Genomic DNA, 22,645 nt, shown 5'->3' with positions numbered 1-22,645 from the left:
ATTATCAGGTAACCATTATGGATGCAAATGGCTGTATGATTGTTCAACAGTGGACCCTTAATGAGCCAGCCGATTTGTTAATATCAGAAGTGTTAGCATCCCATCAGAATGTATTGTGTTTTGGAGACACTACTGGAGTTATTGAAGTATCTATAGATCAAGGTTCAGTACCAAATTATACATTTATACTGAGAGATTCATTTACATCAGCAATCGTTCAACAAGGAACAAACCAGACGGGTCCTAATTATACATTTAACAATTTACCAGCTTCTACATATAATGTAACTGTATCGGATGCTAATGGAACTTCTAAAGTGATTAATGGAATCATTATTAGTTCCCAATCACCAGAGATAGTTGTAAATTATACAACAACAGATCTTACTTGTTACAATGATAATACAGGAAGTATAACCATGAACGTAACCGGAGGAATAGCACCGTTAACCTATACATGGAATGATTTAGCAACGGGTCCTATAAGAAATAATTTAGCAGCTGGAACCTATACGGTAACAATTGTAGATGCCATAGGATGTCAACAAGTGCGTCAAATAGAAATCTTTAATGGTCCTTTATTCGATATTACACCGGCGGTATCAAATGTTAGTTGTTTTGGAGCGAATGATGGATCAATTCAATTAAATCTTGCTGGAGGTGTAGCTCCGGTTACCGTTACCTGGTCAGATGGAAGTACAGATGGTTTGGTTCGAAATAATTTACTTCCAGGAACGTATAATGTAACAGTTAACGATGCTTCTGGATGCTCTATTAATCGACAGTTTATTATTATAGAACCACAAGAATTGATCCTAGATGCTGTTATTACAGATGCAACGGATTGTGTGGACCCGAATAGTGGAGCTATTGACTTAATCGTAAGTGGCGGAAGTGCTCCTTTTACATTTGTTTGGAGCAATGGAGATACCACTGAAGATTTACAGAATATAGGCGCAAATAATTATGCCGTAACGGTCACAGATATGAATGGCTGTTCGGCACAACAATCATTTAGTGTTATACGTCCAGATCCCGTTACAGCAACTATTGCCACATCGGAAAGTGCCGATTGCGATACTAGAATAGTGATGCAAAGAAATGTAGTTAACATTACGGGAGGTGTTCCTCCATTTTCAATTGTTTGGAGCGCGGGCACAGTAAGCGGTACTAATGGAGAAATCATGGAAACATCTCAGAATGGAACTTATTTTGCCGATGTAACGGATGCATTTGGTTGTACAGAACGCATTTCGGTTGATGTGAATTTGCCTGTTATTGGTACACCTGATTTTGAATATACTTCTTTGGCATTAACAACGTATGGAGAACTTTCTATAGAAGATCCAATCACTTTTACAAATCTATCTACAGGAGACCCTGTTAGTTACTTATGGAACTTTGGAGGAGGGCATACATCAACAGAAGAAAATCCTGTGCATACGTTTGCATCACCAGGAACGTACAATGTTCAATTAACGGTAGAATATCCTTTTAATTGTCGATATACGCACACTGTTTCGTTGGTGATAACTGAGGGCTATCGATTGATTGTTCCAACTGCGTTTACACCAAATGGTGATAATATCAATGATGTGATCAGACCAGTTTTTAGAGGTATGAGCGAAGTTGAAATGCGCGTATATAATACCTGGGGAAATCTTATTTATTCAGAAAAAGGAGCAACCCTGGAAGGATGGAACGGAATTGTTAATGGAAAGAAAGCAGAGAACGGAGATTATGTAATGGCAATAAAAGCTACGGTGTTTTACGGTCGGGTAATTGAACGAAGTGGACCTGTAACCCTTATTAAGTAAAGAGAATGAAAAGATTAATAGTCACTTTTATAGCAGTATTGCTAAGTAATTTTTTATATGCACAAGATCCTATATTTACACAATCTTTTATGATACCTGAAAGTATCAATTCAGGGTTTTTCGGATCGCAAGAAATAACCAGAGCAGGAGGAGTTCATAGAGTACAATGGCCTGGACTGGATTTTAGTATGAATACACAATTTGTGTATGTTGATGGATGGGTAGAATCTATAGGCTCTGGAATTGGATTTAGTCTTGTGAAGCATCAGGAGAGCAATACAAATTACACCTTTACGCAGGTAAACTATCATCATTCTTTGGTATTTCAACTGAATAGTTTTTGGTATTTCAGACCTAGTGTTTCTGTTGGATTAGGTATGAAGAGTTTTGGATTTCAGAATTTAGTTTTGGAAGATCAGATCAATATTTTTACTGGGATTGTAAATACTTCCTCCATTGATTCTTCAGTGTTAAATGAAAAGATCAATTTCGTAGATTTTAGCACTTCTGTTTTATTTCATAATGAAGATTCTTGGTTTGGATTAACCTTGAGACATCTAACTCAGCCAGATATTTCTTTTACACAACAAGGAAATAATGCTCCGTTGGATATGTTCTTTTCTGCACATGCAGCTTACAATCTTTCAAGAGATCTCATTCCTATTGAGCGGGTTTTTGGAAATGATAGTAATCTTTATGGATTGTTTAATTATATGAAGCAAGGCCAGATTAGTCGAATTGATTTAGGATTTCAATTGGGGATAGAGCAATTATCATTTGGTGTTATTGCGGTTGCAAGCCCTAATAAAAGCGAACTGAATGATAGCTTAATATCTTCTCTTAATTTCTTGATAGGAGTAAAGTGGGAAAACTGGAAGTTTAGCTACTCTCAAGATTTCACCACAAATAAAATAGGCAATACTGGAGGTATCTATGAAGTTTCAATCAATTATGATTTTGGAAGTCTTAGAAGCCGAAGGTTACCCTGTCCGAGAATCTTTTAATCCTCTGTTTACTGCCAGAGTCACTTTAATAGCAATGACTGTTACAATTGAAGGAAATATACCCTTAAAAAGTAATAGTAAAAACCCGTTCCACTCAGATAAATGTATTCTGGATATTTCTTTGAATAGGAGTTCTCCATATGGTTGGTTTTCGAAGAATAAAGACATCGTTAAGTTGTATCCAATATGAAAACCCAAAGGCATCATGATCGATTTTGATTTGTAAAATAAATATGCCCATATATAACCGGTTAGTCCAGTAACAAGCACTACATAGAGTATTGGAATTATGTCGCTTCCGACCATACCATAAGAAAATACGTGATAGATGCCGAAGGAAATGGCGGACAAAAGGAGTGCTTTTTTTACACCAGCTCTTTTGATAAGAATATAAAGTATGGCGCCTCTAAATACAAGATCTTCAGTCAATGCAGATCTGAGATGATATACAAATGCATTGAATATTGATGTATAGTTAATCTGGCTATGTTGACTCCATTGAATTTTTGCAATGAAGCTTTCAATGCTGATCGTTAAAAGAACAATGAGCATCATGGCTACAAAACCAACAAAGAATTGATAAACTCTTACGCGATTAGGAACAATTCCTAAAGCATCTAAACCTTCTTTCTGAATAAAGTGTAGCAATATCCATGAGATTGCTACTATGACTAATAATCCTAACATCTGTTTTTAAAATTGTAAGAGATTAAACCCGTGTTGGTTTCAAAAATGAAATGGAAAGAGGATAGTTGCAGGTACCTTCATTCAAGGCAGACGTTATATTTAAAACCGTTACAACAATTCCAAAAAGTACGACTCCTCCCGTTAAGAAGAAATTATAGCCAGGGAATGGGAAAAAGAGTAGTAATGAAATGACAACATACAGGGTGATGGAACTATGGAAGTTAACAATTGCCCTTCCATGATGATCATACGTTCTATTATCTTTTGACTTATGGATCCATAGAAATAAGGGAAATAGAATATTGCCAAACGGAATGATCAACCCTAAAAAAGGAATGGCATGCAATAACAACATCCATTTTCTTTGAATATCTTCTTCATTGGGGTTTTCAACAGGAAGTAGATCATTGACTTCGATATTGAGTCCTGCTGCCAGTAATTTGATAGTTTGTAAATGTGGCTGTGTTTGCCCTTTTTCAATCCTTTGTATTGTGCGAATACCAACAGTGGTTTTTTCAGAAAGATCTTCCTGAGTATACCCTTTTAGTTTTCGTTGGTAGACTAAATTTTCGCTTAACGATGGCGTTTTCATTTCGTATAATTTGATGCTACAAAGTTATTGTCAACCCGCGGAAATTGTAGCGTCATTTACATGTCACCTATCTGTCATTTTCAGTATTTAAAGGTGATTCGACGCTAATATAGAACAAAAAACCCCGCCGAGGCGGGATTCATAATCTAAAATCTAAAATTAATAAGCATCTTCATGAACCATGGAAATGGCTCTTCCAGAAGGTTCGTTCATATGTCTAAAACTCTCATCCCATTCCAATGCGATTTTTGTACTACAAGCTATGGAAGGTTCCTGGGGGACGCATAATGCAGCCGTATCACTTGGAAAATGTTCAGTGAATATAGAACGGTAAAAAAATTCTTCTTTTGTTGTGGGTGTTTGGATAGGGAATTTGTACTGGGCATTTGCAAGTTGCTCATCGGTTACCGCTATGTTGACAATATCTTTTAGGGTATCTATCCAACTGTATCCAACTCCGTCCGAGAATTGTTCTTTTTGTCTCCAAACCACGGATTCAGGTAAATAACTTTCAAACGCTTTGCGAATAACCCACTTTTCCATACGCTCTCCGTTAATCATTTTATCTTTTGGATTAATGCGCATAGCCACATCCATAAATTCCTTATCCAAAAAAGGAACTCGACCTTCTATCCCCCAGGCAGCTAATGATTTATTTGCTCTAAGGCAATCGTACATATGAAGCTTGTCTAATTTACGCACCGTTTCTTTATGAAACTCTTCTGCATTTGGAGCTTTATGAAAATATAGATATCCTCCAAAAAGTTCATCAGCCCCTTCACCAGATAGCACCATTTTTACACCCATAGATTTGATTACTCTGGCCATTAAATACATTGGAGCGGAAGCTCTAATCGTAGTAATGTCATAGGTCTCTAGTTTGTAGATCACATCTCTAATAGCGTCTAAACCTTCTTGAATAGTAAATTTGATTTCATGGTGAACCGTGCCAATATGATCTGCTACTTTCTGTGCAGCCGTCAGGTCTGGCGAACCTTCCAGCCCTACAGCAAAAGAATGTAATTGCGGCCACCAAGCTTCTTTTGTATCTCCTGATTCGATGCGCTTTTCAGCATACTTTTTTGCTATTGCAGAAGTTACAGAAGAATCCAAGCCACCTGATAGTAGTACTCCATAAGGAACGTCGCTCATAAGCTGTCTATGCACCGCTGCTTCTAATGCCTTACGTACTTCTTCAATAGTAGTTTCATTTTCTTTAACAGCATCATACTCCATCCAATCTCTTTGATACCATTGTTTTAGCTGACCATCTTTGCTAGACAGATAATGACCTGGAGGAAATAGTTCGATCTTAGTACAAACACCCTCAAGGGCTTTTAGTTCTGAAGCAACATAAAATGTTCCGTGCTGGTCCCAGCCCATATATAATGGAATGATGCCCATATGATCTCTAGCCACAAAATATTCATCTTGTTCAACGTCATAGATCGCAAATCCAAAAATACCGTTCAGTTCATCTAAAAAATGTGCACCTTTTTCCTTATATAAAGCTAGAATCACTTCACAATCTGATGCCGTTTGGAATGTATAAGAACCTTCAAACTTTGCTCTTAATTCTCTATGATTGTAAATCTCTCCATTCGCTGCTAATATTAATTTTTTGTCTTCACTGAATAAAGGCTGTTTTCCAGATGCGGGATCAACAATTGCCAAACGCTCATGCGCTAAAATCGCTTTATCGCTGCTGTAAATTCCACTCCAATCTGGACCTCTATGTCTAATCTTAGCAGACATCTTTAATAGTTGAGGTCTTAATACTTCTGATTTCTCTTTTAAGTCAAAGGCACATACAATACCACACATAATCTTTTCTTTTTAATTGTAATTAAGCTACAAATGAAATAATTATGTTTATAAATGACATGTAAATCATAATATTAGTTTTAAAATATTACTAAATATTGTATTATTATATGTTTTTGTAGTTTTTTTGTTTAAAAATTGACTAAAAACTTATGATTTAAAAAAAATGAATGAAAACTTGCCGTATTCAGATTCAGTATTTATTTTTGTTGCATAATGTTACAGAATCAAAATACATGGTGGTGGAACTCTCTTATTTCATAAGTGAGAAGGAAACCTATATGTAAATAATATAAACAAAAGGCTTATCTCACGATAAGCCTTTTTTATTTTGAATAATAGTTCTAAAATAAATCAGAACACGTGCAAAAAACAAACATAAAAACAATCAGTAGAAAGCGTATTGCAGATACAATAACTCCCGTGGGTCTTTATTTGAGATTTCGAGATAAATATGCAAACACATTGCTACTGGAAAGTTCTGACTATCATAGTAAAGAAGAAAGTTTCTCTTTCATATGTATTGAGCCAATTCTGACGATGAAAGTTGCGAACAATAAATTCGCTATCGAAAAAAAAGGAGAACAAACGTCTTCTCAAAAAATAGATGAGAATTTTTACCAACTTTTTGATGCTTTTAGCTCTAGTATTTCATTGGACTGTGATGAGTCATTACAATCTTTTAATGGGTTATATGGGTATACAACATACGATAGCGTACAATATTTTGAGACGATTGAGTTGAATGTATCGGAAGCACCTTCAGCAATTCCTTTGATGCAATACAGTTTTTATCGATTTATTATTGCGATCAATCATTTTAATGATGAAATGATAGTAATCGAAAATATAGAAGACGGAGAAGATGCTCGTATTGAAGAGGTTCAAACAATCATTGAAGCACAGGCATTTAATACGCAAAAATTTGAAATTGTTGGAGAAGAGTCTTCGAACTGTACGAACGAAGATTTTAAAGAGTATGTGCGAAATGCCAAAGCGCATTGCAAAAGAGGAGATGTATTTCAATTAGTGCTGTCTAGACAGTTTCAGCAACGTTTTAAAGGAGATGAATTCAATGTGTATAGAGCACTAAGGTCTATTAATCCATCCCCTTATCTATTCTATTTTGACTATGGAAGTTTTAAGTTAATGGGATCTTCGCCAGAAGCACAAATCAAAATTAATGAAGGAAAAGCGATCATCAATCCGATTGCAGGAACGTTTAGACGTACTGGTGATATGACAGAAGATTTGAAATTGGGGAAAAAGCTATCTGAAGATAAAAAAGAAACGGCAGAGCATGTAATGTTAGTGGATCTTGCAAGAAATGACTTGAGTAAACATGCAGATAATGTGACGGTAGAAGTATTTAAAGAAGTACAATATTTTAGTCATGTAATCCATTTAGTTTCGACAGTACAAGGACAGATCAAAGGGAACCCTATCGAAATTGTTGGAGATACCTTTCCAGCAGGAACTTTAAGTGGGGCGCCTAAGTACAAAGCAATGGAGTTGATCGACAAATATGAAAATCAGTCGCGTGGATTTTATGGAGGAGCCGTTGGTATTATAGGACTAAATGGTTCGGTAAACCTGGCGATTGCCATTCGCTCGTTTGTGAGTAAACAAAACAAATTGTACTATCAAGCAGGAGCTGGAATTGTTATCCATTCCGATGAAGAAAATGAACTACAAGAAGTAAATAATAAATTAGCAGCTTTAAAGAAGGCACTGTTATTAGCAGAGAACATATGAAAATATTAATTATAGATAATTACGACTCGTTTACCTACAATCTGGTGCATATGGTAGAGAAGATCACAGGAATTTTCCCTTCGGTATTCAGAAATGATGAAATTTCCTTAGAAGAAATGGAGGCCTATGATCTGATCATGCTTTCGCCCGGACCAGGTATTCCGGATGAAGCAGGAGTTTTGAAAGATGCGATAAAAATGTATGCAGGAAAGAAACCCATTTTTGGTGTTTGTTTAGGCTTGCAAGCAATTACTGAAGTGTTTGGTGGATCCATCTCTAATATGAATGAAGTGTTTCATGGAGTTGCTACCGAGATGAAAGTTACGAAAGAGGATACCGTATTATTTAAAGACGTGGCAAATAGTTTTCCAGCTGCAAGGTATCATTCGTGGATCGCATCCGAGGAGAATTTTCCAGAAGTGCTAGAAGTAACCGCTTTAGATAATGAAGGCGGAATTATGGCTATCCGACATAGAGAATATCCTATAAGTGCAGTACAGTTTCACCCAGAGTCGATTTTAACTGAAGTAGGAGAAGATATCGTTAGGAATTTTATAGAAGCACATGCATCATGAAGCAAATTTTAAACCATCTATATCAGCACAAAAGGTTAACAGAATCTCAGGCAAAAGAGATCTTAATAAACATTGCCTCGGAAAAGTATAATGATGCTCATCTTGCATCTTTCATGACCGTTTTTATGATGCGACCTATTACGGTAGAGGAATTATCAGGGTTTAGAAAAGCATTAAAAGAGTTAGCTATCAAAGTGGATCTTTCAGATTACAATACCATAGATATTGTGGGAACGGGAGGTGATGGAAAAGATACTTTCAATATATCAACATTAACCTCTTTTATAGTGGCTGGAACCGGTCAGAAAGTGGCGAAACATGGAAATTATAGTGTGTCTTCACAATCGGGTTCTTCAGATATGTTGGAAAGCTTCGGATATGAATTTACCAATAATGAGGATACTTTAAAAGAGCATTTAGAAAAGGCAAATATTTGCTTTTTGCATGCACCAAAATTCCATCCAGCAATGAAAGCTGTTGGTCCAACTAGAAAAGCATTGGCGTTGAAAACATTTTTCAATATGCTGGGACCATTGGTAAACCCAAGTTCTCCTCAGAATCAACTGCTGGGAACTTTTAATTTAGAGGTAGCTAGACTTTACAACTATATTCTTCAAGAGGAGGTAAGTAACTATGGTATTGTACATGCCTTAGATGGTTATGACGAGATATCATTAACCGGAGGGTTTAAGCTATTCACCAAAACGGGAGAACAATTGATTACGCCGGAGGATCTTGGGCAAAAAAGAGTGGCGCAATCCGATATCTTTGGAGGAAATTCTGTTGCAGATGCTGCCAAAATATTTAAAACCATTCTCTCAGGAGGCGGCACAGACCCTCAAAATAGTGTGGTGTTGACAAATGCTGCAATAGCATTGACTATTGTAGATGTCAATAAATCGTTTGAAGATGCTTTTGCTGAGGCAGAAAACTCTTTGTTAGGAGGGAAGGCAAAAGAATGTTTAGAAAAATTAGTAAAATAAAAGCGTCAGCCGAGTCTGACAAAAAGTAGATACATGACTATACTTGATAAAATAATAGCATTTAAAAAGAAAGAAGTCGCAAAAATAAAAGCGGACGTTCCATTACAAAGATTGGTAGAAAGTCCAAATTTTAAACGGGATCCATTCTCTCTTAGAAAATCGTTACTTGATCCTTATTCCACTGGAATTATTGCAGAGTTTAAAAGACAATCACCTTCCAAAGGAATTATTAATGATACAGCAAAAATTGAGGAGGTTACAGAAGGATATTTAAATGCAGATGTTGCCGCTCAATCAATTCTGACGGATACCTCGTTTTTTGGAGGTACTATGGTCGATCTAATGCAGGCAAGAGCCATTAATACGAGCAAGCCAATTTTGCGTAAAGATTTTATTGTGGATGGTTTTCAGATTGTAGAGGCCAAAGCGATTGGAGCTGATGTAATTTTATTGATAGCCGCTTGCTTGACAAAAGAAGAAATTAAAAACTATGGACAGCTAGCAAACGATCTTGGAATGGAAGTACTATACGAGGTGCATACGAAAGAAGACTTAGATAAAATTGAGCTTGAGAATAAGGTTATTGGAATCAATAATAGAAACTTAAAAACGTTCGAAGTAGATCTTGAGCATTCTATAGCCTTAGCAAGTCAAATACCATCGAGTTGTGTCAGAGTTTCCGAAAGTGGTATTAGTGATCCAAGAATTATTACTGGACTTAAAGAGTACGATTTCAAAGGATTCTTGATTGGAGAGAATTTTATGAAAGAAGAAGATCCAGGTCTCGCTTGTGAAGAATTTATTAGTCAAATACGTTAGAAGATGAAACTAAAAGTTTGTGGAATGAAGTATGTAGAGAATATTCGATCAGTTGCGGATTTGCAACCTGATTATATGGGATTTATTTTCTATGAGAGATCCAAACGAAATTTTGAAGGAATCATTCCAGAACTACCTAAAGGTGTTAAGAAAACAGGTGTTTTTGTGAATGAACCTATGGAGATCGTAGTTTCTTTAGTTGAAGAATATGAGCTGGAAGCCATTCAGTTACATGGCGATGAATCTGTAGCCTATATTGAGGAGTTGAAGCGTTATATTAAACATGTTGAGATTATTAAAGTTTTTGGGATCAAAGATGATTTTGACTTTTCTCTTTTAAAGGGGTATGAAAAGACAGTTGATTATTTTTTATTTGACACCAAAGGAAAAGAACGCGGAGGTAATGGTATAAAGTTCGACTGGTCAGTTTTAAAGAACTATCCGTATTCGGTACCCTTTTTTCTAAGTGGAGGAATTGATTTAAATGATATTGAAGAAATAAGAAAAGTGAACGCTTCAGGACTACCAATATATGCTATTGACGTTAATAGTAAGTTTGAAAGTAAACCTGGATTTAAAGAAACAAAAAAACTAAAAGCTTTTAAGAAAGCATTGAAAATATAAAGACATGAAATCGAAGTTTCAACCAGATGAAAATGGATATTACGGGCAATTCGGAGGAGCCTTTATTCCCGAGTTATTATATCCAAATGTTAAGGAGATCGATGAACATTATATTCAAATCATTGAGTCGGAAGAATTTCAATCAGAATATAAATCCTTGTTAAAAGATTATGTTGGTAGACCTAGTCCTTTGTATCTAGCCAAGAGACTATCAAATAAATATGGAGCCCATATTTATTTAAAACGTGAGGATCTAAATCATACAGGAGCGCATAAGGTCAATAATACTATTGGTCAGATATTGATTGCTAAAAAGCTAGGAAAGACCAGGATTATTGCGGAAACTGGTGCAGGTCAGCACGGAGTTGCTACGGCCACGGTCTGTGCTTTGATGGGGTTGGATTGTACTGTTTTTATGGGAGAGATAGATATTAAAAGACAAGCGCCTAATGTTGCGAGGATGAAAATGTTGGGAGCTACTGTGGTTCCTGCAAAAAGTGGTAGCAAAACATTGAAGGACGCAACTAATGAGGCTATCCGTTATTGGATACAACACCCAGAAACGTATTACTTGATCGGTTCAGTAGTGGGACCGGCTCCCTATCCTGATATGGTAGCGAGGTTACAAGCAGTGATCTCAGAAGAGATCAAATGGCAATTGAAAGAGCATACAGGAAAAGAAAATCCTGATACTATCATTGCATGTGTGGGAGGAGGTAGCAATGCTGCAGGAGCATTTTATCATTATATGGACAATGAAGAGGTTGAATTGATTGCCGTAGAAGCAGCAGGACTAGGAGTTCATTCTGGAGAAAGTGCTGCGACGTCTCAATTGGGTGAAGTAGGTGTGATTCATGGCAGTAAAACTATTTTAATGCAGGATGAATATGGTCAGATTGTTGAGCCGTATTCAATATCTGCTGGATTAGATTACCCAGGAGTAGGTCCTTTGCATGCATATTTATATGAAAGTAAGCGCGCAACATTTATGAATGCAACGGATAAAGAAGCATTGACTGCAGCTTATGAGTTAACGAAGATTGAAGGGATCATTCCAGCACTAGAAACAGCTCATGCGCTGGCCGTTTTACCCAAAATGGATATAGTGAAAGATCAGGTAATAGTAATTAATTTGTCGGGAAGAGGAGATAAGGACTTAGAGACATTTATCAAACACTTAGAATAATAGGATTCATGAATTCAATAAAAAAAATATTTCAAGAAAAAGACAAAAACATTCTGTCTATTTATTTTACCTCTGGATTCCCGGAATTAAATGACACTTCAAAAGTTATTGAAGGATTGAGTCATGGAGGTGTAGATTTCATTGAAGTTGGATTGCCATATTCAGACCCACTGGCAGATGGACCGACTATTCAAGATAGCAGTCAGGTGGCATTAAAAAATGGAATTAATTTAGATATCATATTTGATCAACTACTCTCAATCAAAGAAAGCAATAATGCACCTTTGATTGTGATGGGATATCTAAATCAAATGCTAAAATACGGAGAGGAGCGATTCTGTCAAAAGTTAGTTGAATGCGGAATTGATACAGTGATATTACCAGATCTTCCAATGGTTGAGTATGAGAATCGTTATAAAGTATTATTTGATAAATATGGAATCAATAATGTATTCTTAATTACACCGCAAACCTCTGAAGAGCGCATCCGAAAGATTGATGGATATACAAAGAGTTTTATCTACATGGTTGCATCAAGTTCTATTACAGGGGCAAAAGGAGATATATCTCAATCTCAGATTGATTATTTTAAAAGAATAAAAGCAATGAAATTACAAAGTAATTTGATTATCGGTTTTGGGATCTCAGATAGAAGTACATTTTCTAAGGCATGCGAATATGCAAGTGGAGCTATTATAGGTTCGGCCTTTATTAAGTTTTTGGCACAAAATGGCACAAAAAAAATTGGTGACTTTATATCACCAATTTTATAATATATTATAAAACAGATTCTTACAAACCTATTTTAAAAAGTTTCTACTTTAATAACTCCGTTTGCACCTCTGGCACCATAATGAGCGGCATCAGTTCCTTTTAAAATAGAAACAGACTTGATGTTTGTAGGAACAATGTTTCCAAAAATATCTTGATCTACTGCATTACCATTTACAATGAACAAAGGAGATAAACTTCCATTAACCGTATTGTATCCTCGAATTGTAATTTCATTATTAGGATTGACATGAACACCAGGAACTTGTCCTCTGATGTAATCATAGATACTTCTATACTGTATTGGATTTAACCCTTTCTTCTTAGCATCTCCTATCACATAATGATCATTACCCTTCTTTATGGTAATTACCATATTCTTAGAGTTATTATACTTTACTTTTTTAATACCTATAGTAGGATAGAAAGCACTAATTTCTTTTGGCGCTTTATCTAACTTTACCTTAAAATATCCTTTAGCATTTGCTCTTCTTTTTTGCTTTACATCATCAAAAAGAATAATCGCTCCTGGTACAGGTTTATTATCAGTGTCTTTAACTAAAATCGAAATAGTTACATCTTTTTTCTTTTTCTCTTTTTTCTGAGCAACAATGGCAACAGAAAAAGAAAGAGCCAGTAAAAAAATGAGGTTTTTAATTGCTTTCATATCCAAATATTTTAAACTTTTAACTTACGTATTGACTATAACTCCTTAATTCAGAGTATTGTAAATATACGATTTTATTCGCTAAGAATATGTTAAATTATTTAACAGTTAATGCACTTTTTCTCCATTTACATAAGTGGATGTAGCTGTTGTTTCTGGTATTTTTTCACCTGATACTTGCATAATATCTTGACTTAAAATGGCAAAATCAGCAAACTTTCCAGCCTCTATACTTCCTTTTTCATGTTCCTCGAAATTTGCATATGCTGCCCAAATAGTCATTCCTTTTAATGTTTCTTCTCTAGATAATGCATTTTCCATTTGATAACCATTAGCTGGATATCCTTTTATATCTTTTCTAACTACCGCCGCATAAAAAGTTAAAAAAGGATTCACTTGTTCAACAGGGTAATCAGTACCCAAGGCTACCTTACCGTAGATGTCGAGTAACTTTTTGTAAGCATACCCACCTTTAATTCTTTCCGATCCAACACGGTCTTCGGCCCAATACATATCAGACGTAGCATGGGTTGGTTGAATAGATGGAATTACATTCTTGAACAAGTCAAAATCTTGATGGTCTACAATTTGAGCATGTTCAATTCTCCATCGTCTATCTGACTCATTTTTTAAGGCCTCTTTATACACGTTTAACACCCAATAATTTGCTGAATCACCGATGGCATGTGTATTCATTTGATATGCTGACGCTGCAATTTGTTTTGCAATTTCTTGATAACGTTTAGGGCTATAGATTAAAGCACCAAAATGACCCTCACGATCACTATATGGTTTTTTCATCGCAGCACCTCGAGAACCTAGGGCACCATCGCCATATACCTTAAAAGAACGAACATTTAAACGATCGGTTTTTATAATCCCTTTTTTTGTATAGTAATCTAGGTTTTGTTGTGTTGCAGAAACCATGGCATAGATTCGAATTTTTAGATCACCTGTATTTTGTAAACTATCTATGAGTTCTATAGTAGGTTGACTAATGCCAGCATCGTCTACTGTTGTTAACCCATAGCTAAAGTTGATCTTTTGCGCATCTAATAAGCCTAAAATAGACTCCTTTCTAGTGCTTGGAGGAATTTTTATATAACGCATTGCAGCATCTATCAACACACCTGTTAAACGTCCATTTTTAGTAATAAACTCGCCTCCTGAAATGTCTTTAGGAAAATTAGTTTCGGATAGTCCGGAATATTGTAAGGCAGCATCGTTAACCAGTAAAGCATGTCCATCTACCCTTCGAATTGCTATTGGAGTTCTAGGAAATAATTTGTCTAGTTTTTTCTTGGTAGGGAATTCCTTTACTTCCCAATCGTTTTGATCCCATCCACGGCCAGTGATGTAAGAAACATTTTTTTCGTCTTGAAATTTTGAAATCTGCTGAATTACTTCATCGAAGCTCTTTGTTCCTTCCAAATTGACTCTTTGCTGTTGTAGCCCTAAACCATAAAAATGACAATGCGCATCTATTAACCCAGGGACGATAGTCTGACCTTGAGCATCTACAATTTCTTTTGCTGTATAGTTTTCTGTAATTTCTTGAGTAGTCCCAACGGCCAAGAATTTTCCGTTTTTAATTGCAAAAGCCTGTGCTTTGCTAAAGTTGGTATTGACGGTGTAGATATTTGCATTGGTAACTATGAGGTCCACTTCTTGTTGTTTACATGAAGTAAAAGAAACGATAAGAACGATTAGAAATATAAGTTTTTTCATGAGTGTTGATAAATTAGATATGCACAAAACATTAGTAAAAATTGAAGAGGAATTCTGATAATAGCAGCTTTTTTTGAGCCAATGGCCGGTCTCTCTTTGGTAACATCCCATATATGAATAGGGAGAAATAAAATCATTAAGATAAAAATACCAATAGCAGCATAAGACGTAGTTTGATGAAAAAACAAAGCTATTCCTAAAGAAAATTCAATGACTCCAACGACATAGTTGACTACTTTTTTTGGAAAAATATCGGGTATAAAGTGTTTAAAAATATCGGGTTTTATAATGTGCATGATTCCGGCGAATGTTAAAAATCCTCCAAAAACAATTTTTAAAACCAGTGTAAACAGCACCATAGATTAAGGCTTTACGGGTGTGTTATTATAAAGGTATTTATCCATCAAATAGATAATACTTGCCATAGAAGCACTTCCTAATTGTAATTCTCGTTTATTCACTTTATCAAAAGTATCGGTTGAGGTGTGATGATAATCAAAATAACGCTGACTATCTGGGCGATACCCAACTAAAGTAACTGCCTCTCCTTTTAAAGGCGAAATATCTGCGCCACTACCACCTTTATCAAGATCATGCAATCCATAAGGAGATAATAATTTTTTCCAGCTTTGCAGCAAAGCTGTATTGGAAGCATTAGCATCAATACTAAAACCTCTCGGAGTATGCCCCCCAGCATCTGATTCTAAACCACCTATGTGTGTCTCTTTATGAAGTTTCGCTAATCTAGCGTATTCCTTGGCTCCTCTAGTTCCATTTTCTTCGTTCATAAAGAAAACAACGCGCAATGTGTTTTTAGGTTTGATATCGTTTTTCTTAAACAGATATGCCACCTCTAAAGATTGTACAACACCAGTTCCATCGTCATGAGCTCCGTCTCCTAAATCCCAAGAATCTAAATGACCACCAACAACCATAATATTTTCAGGAGTCTCATAGCCTTTAATTTCTCCAACTACATTGAACGATGGTGCATCTGGTAAAGTCTTGCAACTTTGTTTGAAATAGAACTTTAGATTTGGGTTCTTTTTAAGGTCATCACTTAATATATTTGCTGCTCTAGAACTGATAGCCGCAGTTGGGATGTACTCTTCTTTTGGGATATTACCATAGCTCATTGTTCCAGTATGTGGATAGTCGTCAACACCATTTGTCATAGATCGTACGATTACGCCTTTCGCACCATATTTACCACATACGGCAGCTCCACGTACACGTTGTCCTACACAACCTCCATAAGCTCTGAATGTGTTAATAAGCGTATTGTCAAATGGTCTATTGAAAAACACGATCTTTCCTCTCATTTTTTCTCCAAGCGCTTCAGCTTCTTTTAATCCTTGTACCTCTATCACTTCTGCCGTGACTCCATTCTTAGGTGTTGCAATAGAAAAACCTAAAGCACAAATAGGGACATTCTTTTTTTGCCCATTGACACTATAATTAGCTACTTCTTTTTCTCCACGAACCCAGTGCGGTACCATTACAGGTTGTAGCCAAACAGAATCTAAACCGACTTCTTTCATTAACCTTTCTCCCCATTCTACGGCTTTCTGTGCTTCGGGAGACCCAGATAAACGACCTCCTATATTACTTGTTAAATCTCTTAACCATTCATAGGATTGACCTTCCATTAAAGCAGTATTAAATAGGTGTTTAATATTGGTCGAATCTTTTTTTTCTTCGGTAGTTAATCCAAGTTCAGTATTCGAAGATTCTTTTTTCTCTGCACACGAAAATGCGAGTACAAGAATGACAAAAAGAGATAGTTTTTTCATGGTTATGTTAGTTTTAAGAAGTTAAATTTACATAAACTTCTCGACAACGATCTTATGAATGAAAAATGTATATTTGATTTTAACGGAATTAATGGAATTGTTTAATTCTTAATGTATTTGAACATGAATATGATCATCATGTCTTACCGACCTACATCCTTGAAATCGAATCTTAGAGCTCTTTAGTTTAAGTCTATGTTTGAGATGAGGTTCTACGAATATTTTTTCAACTTTAGGATGACTAGCAATAAGGTTGATCAATCTGGTATTTGCACGATTACTAAAGGTTAGATGATTGTTTATTTCACCAAAAGTCACAAATTTGCTATAATCATATTGCCAGAATCCTTGTTTTTTACATTTAGTTGTTTGATCTAATCCTTTGTTATTTGGATGTTCAAATACACCATAGCCGCTTCTCGATTTTTTTAAATTGGTGAGTGCTCCATTTGTTTCTTCATAGGTAAAAGCCAGATCTATTTTCTTGCCGTCGTTATGACTTAAGTGAGGTAATAAAGGAAAACTATCAAAAAAAGGGAAGTTTGCATCGAGGTACATCACTTTGATTCCAGAATATTCTTTCTGAAGTTGTACAGCTACATTGGTAATGACTTGATTCATTTCTTCCGTTACATAATTTCTGTTGAGTAACTTCGTAAAGAAACTATGGGCATGAATACTCTTTGATTCTTTAATTTGAACTCGACCAAAATAAGGAGAGATATTCGGAATCAATAAAAAAGAGGAAGCAACATATAAAAGCGTAAAAGCAAACCATCTTTTCAATCGATACTGCTTTTTATTTCGACTTATAAGGAACAGTGAAGTTAAATAGATAATACCGCCTGTCTGTGAAACTATCGTTAATACTAGAAATAGTAGAATATGCAGTACGATCTTAAGCACACCGCTAAAAATCAAACTTATAGGTAATACCTGCTATTACCTGGAATCCTTGTACGGTGAAGTTTGCATAACGCTGATAATCTGAGTTCAGGACATTATTAAACTTTACAAAAGCAGATAGCATATCACTAAAATGGTATCCACCGTTTAAGTTTAGATCTAAATAGGACTTAAGATTCTGTACACCTGATGTTGCAGATGGGAAGATGCCGCCATAGAGTATGTCTTTTCGCTCCCCTACAAAGAACAGATCTGCTCCTGCATACCATTTGTCCTTTTTATATTTACCATAAATGGTACTTTCTACTTTTGGTAAGTTCCAGGCTTCTTGTTGCCCTGTTAGGGTGTAGGAATGAAATTGTAGGTTGGCACCAATCATCATTCTTTTGGAAACATCTACTTCTAGTTCAGAGTAAAAAGTAAAGGTCTTTACATCATCATAAAACACATTGAAAGAATTTCCATATTCGTACCCCAGTAGAGGGATACTGTTCGCTATATTAGTTGTCCCATCTGATTTAGAGTTATTCCTAATGAACAATGGTTTGTCTTCTTCGTTTCTGTAACTTCCTTTTATTTGATAGGTCACATTTGGAGAAAACTTACCATTAACACTTGCAAAGAAGTTATACTGCTCATTGGTTTGTGTCATAAAAAGCGTTGGCGAAACAAAAGGATTTGAGTTTGAAAAATTTCTGTAGCTATTCATCTCTAAATCACCACCTGCGCCTAAATTCAAATAGGCTAAACTCTTTACAATAGGGTAGGAGATCTCGATGTCTGGGTAGATGAAAAAGTCAGTAAGACTATTTTGAGTATCTAACGCCAGGTATACTTTAGCACCCGCTTTTACTTTTAATTTATCATCGCCAAAACGATAGGTTGGGTTCACTTTAAAATTAAAAAAGGAGTATTCTTGTTTGGTAGTTCCTAGATAATCCTGCATAAACTCACCACTTAAATAGGTTAAAGAGGTGTTTACATTTAGGTTCTTCAATTTTCTGCTAAGTGCTGTTAACGGCAACTGTAGGTCTGCTGCTAAAGAAAAGAACAACTCTTTACTTTTAAAATCATCTGAAAAGGAATAGATTTTAGCATTTGCATTTTCTATATATGCGTCTTCAAAGATCATTTCACCATTCAGAGAGAAATACTTGAATTTTTGCTTCTCTTCGATCGCATTCAGCGTAGGAACGTCGAATGTTAAGGCTGGCAGCCCATACCAATTGTACTGATTGCTTTCTACGTCAACTCCAACTTTCCAGTTAAAATAACGTTCTTCTTTCATATAATACCCACCTAAGTTCAGATTTCGATAACCGTTGTTTAATAAAGCATCAGCAACCCCATTTTCTGAAGATATATATTTTGCATAGATTCCAAAATCTGTCTCGTGCTTTGTGTTTTGATGTAAAAACAACTCAACAAAAGGAGTAGCGTAATTACCAAACCCTGCAGCTAGGTAATTGTCGTACAGACGTTCTTTAACACCAAGATCAATGCCTTTTACCACTCCGCTTTTAGGAATAAAAGTAGATGCCACAGGTGCTGAGAAAATGGTGTATTTCAATTTTTTCTTTTGAGACTTCTCACTTAAGACTATTTTAGGATTCTTCTTGATCTTAAAGGCATCCGCAATGGTAGGTGTATAGGAAGTTACTACATTAATAACTTCAGGTTTTAAGGTATCCTTAGCAGTCTCTTTTTTTTCTTCTTTCTGAGCACTTGCTTGATATGAACCAAAAACAACCCCCAGCAATAATAAAAACTTTTTCATCTATTCTTTATTTTTAGGAGTTACAGATATGTTTGTTTTGGCTTCGTTGGTCTTGATTTTTTTGAGTTCGTTTTCAGCTTCATTAATAACGTCTTCAAATTGTGTAAAGTTCTTGATAATGTTTTCTAAAATAAATGTGGCTTGATAGGGATCCGATTTTTCAATCGCATAATAGTTTTTCGCCATAATAATAAAGCTCTTTGCTCCCCAATATTTATAGGCAGAGTAATCTGAAATTACTTTCTGAACTACTTTGTTAGATTCTGCATACTTCTTATTATAGTTCTTAAAAAACGCACTAAAGTATAAGGCTTCCGCTTTTAATTCTCCACTAGCGTTTCTTTCAACCTCTTTATAGAATTCTTCTGCAGTAACATAATCATCTGTCTTATAGGCTGATCTTGCTATAATGATCTTCGCATCATACTCTACATTAGCATCTATTTTAGAGTTTTGCAAAACTTTTTCGGCATATGCAACGGCATTTTTGTAATCATCAGATTGGTAATACCCTTTCATTAAATTACTTTGCGCATAAATAACATTTTGAGGGAAATTAGCCTCTGTTTCTAATCTAGCCAATAGTGGAATCGCGTTTGTCCAATCTTCTTTTTCTAATAAGATCTGAGATAGTTTGTTCAATGCTTCCTCGCTAAACTCACTTTGATCCTGATCTACCACGTATTGATAATTAGGAATAGCTTCGTCATTTCTTCCTTCTTTTACTAATAATTGAGCCAAGTAAAAATTGGATTTGAGTGCATGTAATCCTTCTGGGAAATTGGTGATGTACTTTTGAAAACCACTGATGGCCCCCTTCGTTTTATTCGCTAAAAACTTATTCTCGGCAGACTCGAACATCGTATTGTCTAGCTCGGTATCGGTTACATCCATAAATTTGACCGTCCTCACCCAGGTTGCATATTCATCCACCGTTCCTAATTCAACATGTACGTTTCTAGCATTGGTTACTGCTTGCTTTGCCTCCGGAGAATTTGGATATTTAGCAACAATTTGTTTGAAAATAGTTAACGCTTTTTCGTTCTCATTGTCGTTAAAATATAATAACCCATTTCTCAATAAAACATTGGCATTAAAAGAACTTCTTGGGAACTCACTGGTTAGTTTTTCGTAAGATAAATGTGCATTTTCATTGTCTTTATCAATAGCATAAGTATTTCCTAATTGAAAATAGGCATCATCTCTCAAACCTGAAGTTTCAAAATCTTTAATCAGCTTTAAAAGCTGTGCAACTTTCTTGGTATTATCTTTTAGGAATCCATAACTCATGGCAGATTGGTACTGTGCATAGTCCGCACCAGAACCGTAAGCATCAATTACTTTTTTGTAGGAAGCAATTGCCTTTCTGTAGTTCTTAGTGGCATACTCACTATCTCCTTTTCTAATAATCGCGTCATCATTCATTACGACATCGTCATTTTCGGTAGCAATGAAGCGCTGAAAAGCCACTACTGCATTTGGGTATTCTTTAAGCTTGAAATAGCTATACCCAATATTATAATCGACTTGCGCATATTCTTCTACATCTTTCGAACCCGAAATCTTTTTAAAGGCAATAAAGTCATCCAAAGCATTTTGGAAATTTCCTAGTTGGTAATTCGCTTCTGCTTTCCAGTATTGAGATTTAGACTTGACGATAGGGTCTGTACATTTGATACCTGCTATAAAGAAGGGAATAGCTTCTTTTAATTTCCGGTCCATAAATAATTGCACACCTCTATAATACGATACTTCGTAGGTCAGTTCCTTGTTTTGAGCGCTTTTGTTTTTAGCCAAATAATCCAAAGCCCCCACATAATCCTGCTGATACAGGTAAGAGGTTACTACCAATCCATTTATTTCTTCATAACTAGGAGATTTTGGATATGCCTTTAGGAAATCTTGCAATACCAGTGCTACGCTTTTATAGGGATTTCCTTCTTCGTAGCTCAATTTTGCATAATTTAATGCGGCGTCTTCCTTTACTTTTGGGTTAAAGTCCATTTCGCTAGCATTCTTAAAAGCATTTAAAGCTTCTGTCTTTTTTTCCAAGTACATATAGCACTCACCTAGATTGTAGTAGGCATTTTGAGAAACATTATTTTGCTCGTCTATAATTCTGTTGAAATTACTTACCGCTTTTTCAAAATCATTTTGTTTGTAATAGGCAAACCCTAGTTGATAATAATCGGTATTACTCCATTTTCCTTTTTTTCCTCTATACTCCTCCAAATATGAGATAGATTTTTCATACTCTTTAAGATTGAAGTAACTCTCTCCAACTATTTTTGCAATTTCGGATCGCTCTTTTGGTTTGGCTTTTTCTAGTAATTTGAGACCCACTTCGATACACCTTTCAAACTTTCCAGCCTTAAAACTGATATCTAATAAGTAGTAGGTTACTTCACTTTTGTATGCCTCTTGATCAGCTAACTCACTAAGTGTGGTCTCAGCTTCTTCATAATCTTCCTGTTTATAGGCAATATATCCATAATAGTACCTAGAATCATTCCCATATTTTGGATCGTTGATCAACTTTAAAAAATGCCCTCTCGCACGTTTTAAGTTTTGCGTGGTTAATAGGGCGTATCCCATTTTAAAATCCAGCTCTTTTTTATTTTCTTCCGAAAGGGCTTCACGATTTACTTTGGTAAACCATTTTAAGGCGTAAGATGCTCTTTTGTTGGCAAAATAATAATTTCCAACCAAGAAGAAGGCTTTATCTTTTTTCGTGCTATTAGGGTATTTTTCTACAAAGCCCAGAACCTTTTTATCTGCATCTGTTTGATTCAACTTAATAGCGCACATTGCATCGTAATAATCGGCTTCTGCTCTTAAATTTGTATTGTCTTTGAGTTTTTTAGAAACGTCGACAAAGTTCTTTTGAGCAGCAGCATAGGCTTTATTGTTAAATAATTTTACAGCATGATTATAATCGTTAAAGATATTTACATCAATATCTGATTGTTGCCCCCAAATTACACTCGTATAAAGAGTCAAAAGAAGAAATAAGATTGGTGATTTTAAAAAGTAATATTTCATTGATGTTATTTTTATTACCTGAAATCTATAACGCCTTATTTTTATTTTTGTTGGATAGAAATAAAAAAAAGAAACAAAGAGTATAGTTGATTGGC

Annotated in this window: 19 protein-coding genes; 9 read left to right on the top strand and 10 right to left on the bottom strand. The window is 35.5% G+C overall.

Annotation, left to right across the window (positions count from 1 at the left end; translation table 11 throughout):
• Positions 1 to 1,817: PKD domain-containing protein (locus RQM59_RS14145; protein WP_349242775.1), on the top strand; the 1,817-nt coding region annotated here is incomplete at its 5' end.
• Between the two features lie 5 nt (positions 1,818 to 1,822).
• Positions 1,823 to 2,821 (top strand): PorP/SprF family type IX secretion system membrane protein, encoded by a 999-nt coding sequence (locus tag RQM59_RS14140; protein WP_349242774.1) that lies wholly within the window; start codon positions 1,823 to 1,825, stop codon positions 2,819 to 2,821.
• On the opposite strand, the gene RQM59_RS14135 is transcribed toward RQM59_RS14140, so the two are convergent.
• The 3 genes from RQM59_RS14135 to asnB all read right to left on the bottom strand — a co-directional run bounded on the left by RQM59_RS14135 (position 2,798) and on the right by asnB (position 5,924).
• A complete protein-coding gene (locus RQM59_RS14135) occupies positions 2,798 to 3,508 on the bottom strand; it encodes a CPBP family intramembrane glutamic endopeptidase (RefSeq protein WP_349242773.1) in 711 nt (236 codons plus the stop codon). The two genes, RQM59_RS14140 and RQM59_RS14135, sit on opposite strands and share 24 nt — an antisense overlap.
• A 22-nt stretch (positions 3,509 to 3,530) precedes the next feature.
• On the bottom strand, positions 3,531 to 4,100 hold the full coding sequence (locus RQM59_RS14130; protein WP_349242772.1) for a magnetosome magnetite crystal formation protein family: 570 nt from the start codon (positions 4,098 to 4,100) through the stop codon (positions 3,531 to 3,533).
• A gap of 159 nt (positions 4,101 to 4,259) precedes the next feature.
• Positions 4,260 to 5,924, bottom strand: a complete 1,665-nt coding sequence (gene asnB, locus RQM59_RS14125; RefSeq protein ID WP_349242771.1) for an asparagine synthase B — start codon at positions 5,922 to 5,924, stop codon at positions 4,260 to 4,262.
• Between the two features lie 363 nt (positions 5,925 to 6,287).
• Here asnB and RQM59_RS14120 point away from each other — a divergent pair, with 363 nt between their 5' ends.
• The 7 genes from RQM59_RS14120 to trpA are packed head-to-tail and all read left to right on the top strand — an operon-like array spanning position 6,288 to position 12,639.
• Positions 6,288 to 7,679: an anthranilate synthase component I family protein gene (locus RQM59_RS14120; protein ID WP_349242770.1), complete on the top strand. Its 1,392-nt coding sequence runs from the start codon at positions 6,288 to 6,290 to the stop codon at positions 7,677 to 7,679.
• The gene (locus RQM59_RS14115) at positions 7,676 to 8,254 is read left to right on the top strand and encodes an anthranilate synthase component II (RefSeq protein WP_349242769.1); all 579 of its coding nucleotides are present in this window, start codon (positions 7,676 to 7,678) and stop codon (positions 8,252 to 8,254) included. The genes RQM59_RS14120 and RQM59_RS14115 overlap by 4 nt, the downstream gene beginning before the upstream one ends.
• Positions 8,251 to 9,237: an anthranilate phosphoribosyltransferase gene (gene trpD, locus RQM59_RS14110; protein ID WP_349242768.1), complete on the top strand. Its 987-nt coding sequence runs from the start codon at positions 8,251 to 8,253 to the stop codon at positions 9,235 to 9,237. The genes RQM59_RS14115 and trpD overlap by 4 nt, the downstream gene beginning before the upstream one ends.
• 33 nt (positions 9,238 to 9,270) lie before the next feature.
• Positions 9,271 to 10,056 carry an indole-3-glycerol phosphate synthase TrpC gene (gene trpC / locus RQM59_RS14105; protein ID WP_349242767.1) on the top strand — a complete coding sequence of 262 codons (786 nt, stop codon included), beginning with the start codon at positions 9,271 to 9,273 and terminating at the stop codon, positions 10,054 to 10,056.
• Positions 10,057 to 10,059: 3 nt separating this feature from the next.
• Entirely contained in the window at positions 10,060 to 10,680 is a 621-nt protein-coding gene (locus RQM59_RS14100) for a phosphoribosylanthranilate isomerase (protein WP_349242766.1), read from the top strand.
• A gap of 4 nt (positions 10,681 to 10,684) precedes the next feature.
• Entirely contained in the window at positions 10,685 to 11,866 is a 1,182-nt protein-coding gene (gene trpB, locus RQM59_RS14095; protein WP_349242765.1) for a tryptophan synthase subunit beta, read from the top strand.
• Between the two features lie 8 nt (positions 11,867 to 11,874).
• A complete protein-coding gene (gene trpA, locus RQM59_RS14090; RefSeq protein WP_349242764.1) occupies positions 11,875 to 12,639 on the top strand; it encodes a tryptophan synthase subunit alpha in 765 nt (254 codons plus the stop codon).
• A 32-nt stretch (positions 12,640 to 12,671) separates the two neighbouring features.
• Here the strand turns inward: trpA and RQM59_RS14085 are convergent, their stop codons facing one another.
• From RQM59_RS14085 to RQM59_RS14055, 7 genes are all read right to left on the bottom strand, one after another.
• A complete protein-coding gene (locus tag RQM59_RS14085) occupies positions 12,672 to 13,304 on the bottom strand; it encodes a TonB-dependent receptor plug domain-containing protein (RefSeq protein WP_349242763.1) in 633 nt (210 codons plus the stop codon).
• Positions 13,305 to 13,412: 108 nt separating this feature from the next.
• Positions 13,413 to 15,032, bottom strand: coding sequence for an amidohydrolase (locus tag RQM59_RS14080; protein ID WP_349242762.1), 1,620 nt, complete (start codon positions 15,030 to 15,032; stop codon positions 13,413 to 13,415).
• Positions 15,029 to 15,391: a DoxX family protein gene (locus RQM59_RS14075; RefSeq protein ID WP_349242761.1), complete on the bottom strand. Its 363-nt coding sequence runs from the start codon at positions 15,389 to 15,391 to the stop codon at positions 15,029 to 15,031. The genes RQM59_RS14080 and RQM59_RS14075 overlap by 4 nt, the downstream gene beginning before the upstream one ends.
• 3 nt (positions 15,392 to 15,394) lie before the next feature.
• Entirely contained in the window at positions 15,395 to 16,825 is a 1,431-nt protein-coding gene (locus RQM59_RS14070) for a M20/M25/M40 family metallo-hydrolase (RefSeq protein ID WP_349242760.1), read from the bottom strand.
• A gap of 108 nt (positions 16,826 to 16,933) precedes the next feature.
• On the bottom strand, positions 16,934 to 17,611 hold the full coding sequence (locus RQM59_RS14065; RefSeq protein WP_349242759.1) for a hypothetical protein: 678 nt from the start codon (positions 17,609 to 17,611) through the stop codon (positions 16,934 to 16,936).
• Between the two features lie 124 nt (positions 17,612 to 17,735).
• Positions 17,736 to 19,508, bottom strand: coding sequence for a TonB-dependent receptor (locus RQM59_RS14060; protein WP_349242758.1), 1,773 nt, complete (start codon positions 19,506 to 19,508; stop codon positions 17,736 to 17,738).
• Entirely contained in the window at positions 19,509 to 22,550 is a 3,042-nt protein-coding gene (locus RQM59_RS14055; protein WP_349242757.1) for a tetratricopeptide repeat protein, read from the bottom strand.
• Between the last annotated feature and the right edge of the window lie 95 nt (positions 22,551 to 22,645).

The sequence above is a fragment of the Asprobacillus argus genome (assembly GCF_032248395.1).
GTDB lineage: Bacteria > Bacteroidota > Bacteroidia > Flavobacteriales > Flavobacteriaceae > Polaribacter > Polaribacter argus.
Note: the sequence above shows the minus strand (reverse complement) of the source record. Positions and strands in the feature narration are given on the sequence as shown.